Source organism: Sphingopyxis sp. H115 (genome assembly GCF_001468465.1).
In the GTDB taxonomy this organism is placed as follows: domain Bacteria; phylum Pseudomonadota; class Alphaproteobacteria; order Sphingomonadales; family Sphingomonadaceae; genus Sphingopyxis.
In genome coordinates this window covers 224,102-231,372 of record NZ_LNSA01000004.1, presented here as the reverse complement: position 1 = coordinate 231,372, position 7,271 = coordinate 224,102, and the positions used below count along the sequence as shown (strand labels likewise).

Here is a 7,271-nt window from a genome sequence, read left to right as displayed (position 1 = left end):
GCCGCCGCGCGCGCGGCATCGAGCATTTCGGCGCGGCCCTGCGCACTCATGACGGCGGCGAGATCGGCGATCTGCTGCGACTGGATGGCGAGCAGCTGGTTGCCCGCCTGCGCGGCCTGCAGCGCGCCGGTCGCCGACTGGCTGGCGCCGACGATCGTCGAGATCGACGTCCGCGTTCCGCCCATATTCGTGACGATGCCGGCCTGCACCTTCATCGCATCCTCAAAGGCGCCGACGCTGTCCTTCCAGCGCGCTTCGGCATTGGCGACCATCTCGGCGGCAGAGCCCGTCAGCGCTCCGCCCTTGTAGCGTGCTTCGAACCCCTTCTGGATGTCCGACACGTTGAACGCGATGCCCTCGGCCTGCGCGAGGAGCTGGCGCGTCTGGTCGACCTGCGCCTCGAGCGTGCCCAGCGTCGATGTCGGCAGGCTGTTGAGGTTCTTCGCCTCGTTCATCAGCGAGGTCGCCTGATTCTGCAGCTGCTTGATCTGGTTATTGATCTGCTCGAGCGTGCGCGCCGCGGTCAGGATATTCTGCGAATAGTTGCGCGGATCGTGGACGATGCCGCCGAGCTGGGCGCTCGCCGGGACGGCCAGCATCGCGCCCGACACGGGCAGCAACACAAGTGCCGCGGCAGCGACGGCGCGGACGATATTCTTCTTCATCGGGGGAACTCCTCATTGGGGGCGGCGATGGTGGGGAGCAGCTCGGCCGCCCATTCGAGCTTGCGGTGGGAAAGCCAGGCGGCCGCGAACCCCTCGGGGCCGTGCGCTGCGAACAGTTCAGCGATGCGCGTCTGGTCGGTCTTCGAGGATGCCGCGGTGAAGGCGAGCGCAACCTCGCCCAGCCCCAGGTCGAAGAGGCGATTGCCGCGCCGCGACTGGCAATAATAATCGCGCTTCGGGGTCGCCCGGCTCAGTATCTCGATCTGCCGGTCGTTGAGACCGAAGCGCTCGTAGATGCGGGCAATCTGCGGCTCGAGCGCGCGCTCGTTCGGCAGGAATATGCGGGTCGGACAGCTTTCGATGATCGCCGGCGCGATACTCGAAGTTTCGATGTCGGCAAGGCTCTGCGTCGCGAAGACCACGCTCGCATTCTTCTTGCGGAGCGTCTTCAGCCATTCGCGCAGCTGCGCCGCGAAGGCCGGGCTGTCGAGCACGAGCCAGCCTTCGTCGATGATGATGAGCGTCGGCGAGCCGTCGAGCCGTCCGGCGATCCGGTGAAACAGATAGGACAGGACGGGTCCAGCCGACGCGGCGCCGACAAGGCCTTCGGTCTCGAAGGCCTGCACGCGCGCGGCCCCGATCCGCTCCTCGTCGGCATCGAGCAGCCGCCCCCAGGATCCGCCGACCAAATAGGGCGCGAGCGCCTGCTTGAGTTCGCGCGACTGGAGGAGCACCGCGAGCCCCGTCAGCGTGCGTTCGGCGACAGGCGCCGTCGCGAGCGAGGTCAGCGCCGACCAGAGATGCTCCTTCGCCGCCGGGTCGATCGCTATGCCTTCGCCCGCGAACAGCGCAGCGAGCCATTCGGCCGCCCAGCTCCGCTCGGACGCCTCGTCGATCCGGGCGAGCGGCTGCAACGCCACGCCACCCTCGCCGTCGTGGAGCGCCCCGCCAAGATCCTGCCAGTCCCCGCCCATCGCGAGGGCCGCTGCGCGGATCGAGCCGCCGAAATCGAACGCGAAGATTTGCGAGCCCGGATAGCGGCGAAACTGCATCGCCATCGTCGCGAGCAGCACCGACTTGCCCGCCCCCGTCGGGCCGACGGCGAGGCAATGGCCGACGTCGCCGACATGGAGGGAAAGGCGGAACGGGGTCGAGCCTTCGGTCTTGCCGTAGAGCAAGGGGGCGTCTCCGAAATGCTCGTCCCGTTCCGCCCCCGCCCACACCGCCGACAGGGGGATCATGTGGGCGAGGTTGAGGGTGGAGATCGGCGGTTGGCGAACATTGGCATAAGCGTGGCCGGGCAGGCTCCCGAGCCAGGCCTCGATCGCGTTCATCCCTTCGATCGTGCAGGTGAAGTCGCGCCCCTGAATGACTTTCTCGACCAGCCGCAGCTTCTCCGCGGCGAGGGCCGCATCACTGTCCCACACGGTTACGGTCGCGGTCACATAGGCGACGCCGGCATGATCGGCGCCGAGTTCCTGCAAGGCCATGTCGGCATCGGCGGCCTTGTTCGAGGCGTCGCTGTCGACGAGCGCCGATTGCTCGTTGGTCATCACCTCCTTGAGGATCGCCGCGATCGACTTGCGCTTGGCGAACCATTGCCGCCGGATTTTCGTCAGCAGTTTTGTCGCGTCGGTCTTGTCGAGCATGATCGCGCGGGTCGACCAGCGATAGGCGAAGGCCAGCCGGTTGAGATCGTCGAGCAGGCCGGGCCAGGTCGCGGCCGGAAAGCCCGTGATCGTCAGGGTCCGCAGATGCTGCTCGCCGAGCCGCGGTTCGAGCCCGCCGATGAGCGGCTGGTCCGTCAGCAGCGCGTCGAGATAGACGGGCGTCTCGGGGACCCGGACACGCTGCCGCTTGGTCGATACGGTCGAATGCAGATAGGTCAGCGTCTCGCCGTCATCGAGCCATTCGGCCTCGGGCATGAAGCCTTCGACGAGATGGAGGATGCGGTTCGACCTGTCGATAAAGCTCGCGAGATGCTCCCTCGGGTCGACCCCCGAGCGCTCCATGCCCTCATAAAGCCATCCCTCCGCTCGCGAGGCATCCTCGGCCGGCGGCATCCACAGGAGGGTCAGATAATAGCGGCTCTCGAAATGCGCCCCTTCCTCCCGGAATTGCTCGCGGCGCTCCATGTCGACCAGAGCGGATGCCGGATCGGGGAAGGAGGATCCGGGATAATCGCTCGACGGCAGCCGCTGCGCCTCCACGAACAAGGCCCAGCCCGAGCCGAGGCGCCGGATCGCATTGTTGAGCCGGGCGGTGACCGCGACGAGTTCGGCGGGGGTGGCGCTGTCGAGATCGGGACCGCGGAAGGACGCGGTTCGCTGGAACGAGCCATCCTTGTTCAGCACGGCGCCTTCGGCGACGAGCGCGACCCACGGGAGGTAATCGGCAAGGCAGGCCGACTTCGAGCGATATTCGGCGAGGTTCATCATGGCCGCATCCAGACAGGATATTTGAGGTGACGTTTGGCGACGTCGACGAATTGCGGGTCGCGGCGCGCCGCCCAGACTGAGAGCGCATGGCCGACGATCCAGAGGACGAGGCCAGCGATCCAGAGGCGGAGGCCAAGGCCGATCCCGGCTGCGAGCGTGCCATTGGCGATCGCGAGGGCGCGCGGTGCGCCGCCGAGCAGGATCGGCTCGGCGAGCGCGCGGTGCACGGGCGCGAAGAAGCCGGTGACTTCGGCCGCGCCATCCATCAGACGACGGCTCCGCCGCCGAAGGAAAAGAAGGTCAGGAAGAAGCTCGAGGCCGCGAAGGCGATCGACAGACCGAACACGATCTGGACCATGCGGCGAAAACCACCCGACGTGTCGCCGAACGAGATGGTCAGCCCGGTGATGATGATGATGATCAGCGAGATCACCTTCGCGACCGGCCCCTCGACGCTTTCGAGGATCGATTGCAGCGGCGCTTCCCACGGCATCGACGAGCCACCGGCCCGAGCGGGCAAGGCGGTAACGAGCGCGACATAGAGAGCGGTCGAGGCGAGCAGGAAGCGCGGTGCCTCCCGCCGGGCGGCGTGGGTCATGGTCAGTCTCCTTCGGGGGTAAAGAGGGGGGTGATCCGGTAGTCGCCGGTCGACGCATCGAGACCGTCGACGCGGGCGAGTTCGGCAAGTCGCCGCCCGGCGCCGTCGCGCACGAGAACGGCAACGAGATCGATCGTTTCTGCGAGGAGGGCCCGCGGGACCGTGATCACGGCTTCCTGAATGAGCTGCTCCATGCGGCGGAGCGCGCCGATCGCGCTGCCCGCGTGGATCGTGCCGATGCCGCCGGGATGTCCGGTGCCCCAGGCCTTCAGAAGGTCGAGCGCCTCGGCACCGCGGACCTCGCCGATCGGGATGCGGTCCGGCCGAAGCCGAAGCGAGGAACGGACGAGATCGGACAGCGACGCGACCCCATCCTTGGTGCGCATCGCGACGAGGTTCGGAGCCGCGCATTGGAGCTCGCGGGTGTCTTCGATCAGAACGACGCGTTCGCTGGTCTTGGCGACCTCGGCGAGCAGGGCATTGGTGAGCGTCGTCTTGCCCGTCCCGGTCCCGCCGGCGACGAGGATATTGAGGCGCTCGGCGACCCCGGAGCGTAGCGCCTCGGCCGCCGGTGCGGACATGATGCCGGCTGCGACATAATCGCCGAGCGAGAAGACGGCGACCGCGGGTTTGCGGATCGCGAAGGTCGGCGCCGCGACCACGGGCGGCAGCAGACCCTCGAAGCGCTCGCCGCTTTCGGGAAGTTCGGCCGACACGCGCGGCGACCCGGCATGGACCTCGGCGCCGACATGATGCGCCACGAGCCGGATGATGCGCTCGCCGTCGGTGGCCGCGAGCAGGATACCGCTATCGGTGATCCCTGCGCCGAGACGATCGACCCAGAACCGACCGTCGGGATTGAGCATGATTTCGATGACCGCGGGGTCGGCAAGCCACTCGGCAATCGCGCCGCCAAGCGCTGTCCGCAGCATGCGGGCACCACGTCCCTGTGCCTCGAAACGGACCGGTTCTGCGCCCATGATAGTCCCCGTTGGATGGTCCGGGCAAAGACGCCCGGCTCGACGGGGATGAGTAAGAGACGCAGAGATTCACTATTTTCAACAGAGATTTGCGCGCGTCGTACAGTGGGTAAGAAAGACAGGGAATGGCGTAGGCCGCGATGCGATCAGTTCCGATTCGGAAGCGATTAAATGAAGGTCGGCGGGTTGTGCCGAGCGCGATTTTGACAACAGTGTCAGGATGAGTGATTCGGGGTCGCAGCATTCGGACGAGTTCTTGAGGTGGACGCGCTTGACAGAAAAGCAGCGGGCCTGTCTCGATTTGCTGCTGGAACGAAAAACCTCGAAACAGATCGCGCGCGACCTCGACATATCGAAGCAGGCGGTGGATTTGCGGCTCACCACCGCACGCGACACGCTGGGCGCGGCCAACCGCGACGAGACCGCGATCATCTATGCGCGACTGCGCCAGACCTATGATCGGATACCATGTGATCCGGTCATACTACCGCCAACCCACGAACTGGTGCCATCCGACTTCCCGGACGGTGACCCCACTAGCTTGCTGCATCTGAACGATAATTTGGCAAGTCGAGCCGGGTCTCGGAGCGAAGGCTCTCCGTTCAGGGATTTGCTGAGGCCGAACTATAGGCCTCAGGCCCGGGTTGCGATCGTCGTGAGCTTGCTCATCGCGGTCCTGCTCATGGTCATCGCAGGCCTGTCGATCGGTCAGACGCTGACCCGGCTCGCCTCGGCCTGATCCCATATCGTGTTGAACCATGGTCCGGGAGCGCAGCGCGCTTCTCCGGAGAGGAGAGTCTATGCAAAATTTGAACAGCGTTGCCGCGGAGCGGTTACAGCAAGTGGTGCCTGCAGCCGAAGCGCAGATCGATGGCGCCCTCATCGCCGTTTCGTCGCTGATGGCGGAGGTCGTCACTGCCCGTCGCGACACGGTCGGCGTCCCTGCTGCCAAGGGCCATGCGACGATCCGCCGCATCGCCGAAGCGCAACTGGCGCTGGTTGGTGTGAGCGGCGACATTCTCCGGGTTCATGGCGAGCTTGCCGACATCGGCCGTGAAACGTCCGGGCTCGACCTTCACGAATGCCCCGCAGCTGCCGAAGCCGGCCCGGCAAAGCTTGCCCTGGTGAGCTGAGCGACATTGACGATGGGCCATCGGCATGGTGAATGAGCGCGATGCTGCGGATCGCAATCTTCGTGACATTGCTGCTGGTGGCTCTCGTCTACGCTCTCCGCAAGGGCGGCGGCCCGGAGAGAGCGGTGGCAGCCATTCTCCTGTTCATGCTGATTTCCGATCAGGCTCTACACCTGATTTTTGCGGTGAACTTCGTCACGGTCGACACCGGGCACCTGCTGATAGATCTGATCGCAGCTGCCGCGACCATGACGGTGGCGCTGACGGCCTATCGCTTCTGGCCCATGCTGGCGGCAGTCCTGCAATGTCTTCCGCTACTGGCTCACACGACCCGCGCGATCGACATGGAACTCCACCCAATAGCGTATCTGACGATGCAGGTCGCTGCATCCTGGCTTCTTCCGCCGCTCCTCGTGGCCGCAACCTGGCATCACCAAAAGCGATTGGCTCGAGCCGGCAGCGATCGGTCCTGGTACATTTCATTGCGACCATCGAGCCCGAACGCTGCGAAGCCTTAGCGGACCGGCTACTTGTCGCGTTTCATTCGATCAGCCGCATTTGGGCGCAGTCGCCAGAAGCGCTCGCTCGCGTCATTGGTGACGCGCCGCAGGTCGCAGAGGTCATTCTCGAGGCACGCAAGCTCGCCACCGAGAGCCTTTCCGGCTGTCTTCGAGGTATCAGCATCGATCCCTTCGACCGGAGGCTCCGCTCCTACCTCATCATGTCGATGGGCTCGCTCTCCGACGAGCGACTCCGCATCCTCTTCCTTGACGGTGGGCGCCATCTTCTCGCCGACGAGGTTTTGCAAAGCGGCACGCTTGCGCAGCTTGCCATCTACCCCCGGACGATCTTCCGGCGTGCGCTCGAACTCAACGCCGCCGGGCTGATCCTCGTCCACAACCATCCGAGCGGCGACCATCGCCCCAGCGTCGAGGACATCGAGGCGACGCGGAAGCTCGAAATGATCGGACGGTCGCTCAACGTCGAGATCATCGACCACATCGTTGTGACATCAACCCACTGCCATCACGTCATCAGCAACGACACTCTTGCCGGGACGCCCATTCCGTCAGCCTCCTTCACATTGCGAAGTCCGGGAGGTCCCGCGCGCATCGACCATGGTGACATTGCGCTGGCTAATGCGAAGGCCGCGATGCGCAGGCGCCTCCTCCGCCAACAACTGATCGGGGCGCCTGAACTCTTCGGCGATCCCGCATGGGAAATGCTGATCGATCTCTTCGTTCACGAATGCGAGCGCAAGCGCCTGTCCATCAGCGCGCTATGCGTCACATCCTCGATCTCGATGAGCAGCGCGCTACGGCTGGCGCAGCGCCTCTGCGATGCCGGCATTACGCGCCGCGTACCCGATCCGATCGACGGGCGCCGGACTTTCATCCGGCTCGATCCCGTCATCGCTCACCGGATGCGCGCCTATTTCGAAGCCGGTGCCGAATGAC

General features: G+C 65.5%; 9 protein-coding genes. 4 read left to right on the top strand and 5 right to left on the bottom strand.

Features of this window, described 5'->3' with window-relative positions:
• From trbJ to trbB, 5 genes are all read right to left on the bottom strand, one after another.
• Positions 1 to 665: P-type conjugative transfer protein TrbJ (gene trbJ, locus ATE71_RS05110; RefSeq protein WP_058802384.1), on the bottom strand; the 665-nt coding region annotated here is incomplete at its 3' end.
• Positions 662 to 3,103 carry a conjugal transfer protein TrbE gene (gene trbE / locus ATE71_RS05105; protein WP_058802383.1) on the bottom strand — a complete coding sequence of 814 codons (2,442 nt, stop codon included), beginning with the start codon at positions 3,101 to 3,103 and terminating at the stop codon, positions 662 to 664. The genes trbJ and trbE, both read right to left, overlap by 4 nt.
• The gene (locus ATE71_RS05100) at positions 3,100 to 3,369 is read right to left on the bottom strand and encodes a VirB3 family type IV secretion system protein (RefSeq protein ID WP_058802382.1); all 270 of its coding nucleotides are present in this window, start codon (positions 3,367 to 3,369) and stop codon (positions 3,100 to 3,102) included. The genes trbE and ATE71_RS05100 overlap by 4 nt, the downstream gene beginning before the upstream one ends.
• On the bottom strand, positions 3,369 to 3,701 hold the full coding sequence (locus ATE71_RS05095) for a TrbC/VirB2 family protein (protein ID WP_037553363.1): 333 nt from the start codon (positions 3,699 to 3,701) through the stop codon (positions 3,369 to 3,371). The genes ATE71_RS05100 and ATE71_RS05095 overlap by 1 nt, the downstream gene beginning before the upstream one ends.
• 2 nt (positions 3,702 to 3,703) lie before the next feature.
• On the bottom strand, positions 3,704 to 4,681 hold the full coding sequence (gene trbB, locus ATE71_RS05090) for a P-type conjugative transfer ATPase TrbB (protein WP_058802381.1): 978 nt from the start codon (positions 4,679 to 4,681) through the stop codon (positions 3,704 to 3,706).
• Positions 4,682 to 4,952: 271 nt separating this feature from the next.
• Here trbB and ATE71_RS05085 point away from each other — a divergent pair, with 271 nt between their 5' ends.
• The 4 genes from ATE71_RS05085 (at position 4,953) to ATE71_RS22425 (ending at position 7,270) form a co-directional block, all read left to right on the top strand.
• On the top strand, positions 4,953 to 5,420 hold the full coding sequence (locus tag ATE71_RS05085; RefSeq protein ID WP_235587911.1) for a LuxR C-terminal-related transcriptional regulator: 468 nt from the start codon (positions 4,953 to 4,955) through the stop codon (positions 5,418 to 5,420).
• A gap of 70 nt (positions 5,421 to 5,490) precedes the next feature.
• On the top strand, positions 5,491 to 5,814 hold the full coding sequence (locus tag ATE71_RS05080; protein WP_414892485.1) for a hypothetical protein: 324 nt from the start codon (positions 5,491 to 5,493) through the stop codon (positions 5,812 to 5,814).
• A gap of 41 nt (positions 5,815 to 5,855) precedes the next feature.
• Positions 5,856 to 6,332, top strand: a complete 477-nt coding sequence (locus ATE71_RS22430; RefSeq protein ID WP_235587910.1) for a hypothetical protein — start codon at positions 5,856 to 5,858, stop codon at positions 6,330 to 6,332.
• Positions 6,239 to 7,270, top strand: coding sequence for a JAB domain-containing protein (locus ATE71_RS22425; RefSeq protein WP_268801411.1), 1,032 nt, complete (start codon positions 6,239 to 6,241; stop codon positions 7,268 to 7,270). The genes ATE71_RS22430 and ATE71_RS22425 overlap by 94 nt, the downstream gene beginning before the upstream one ends.
• The last annotated feature ends 1 nt before the right edge of the window (position 7,271 follow it).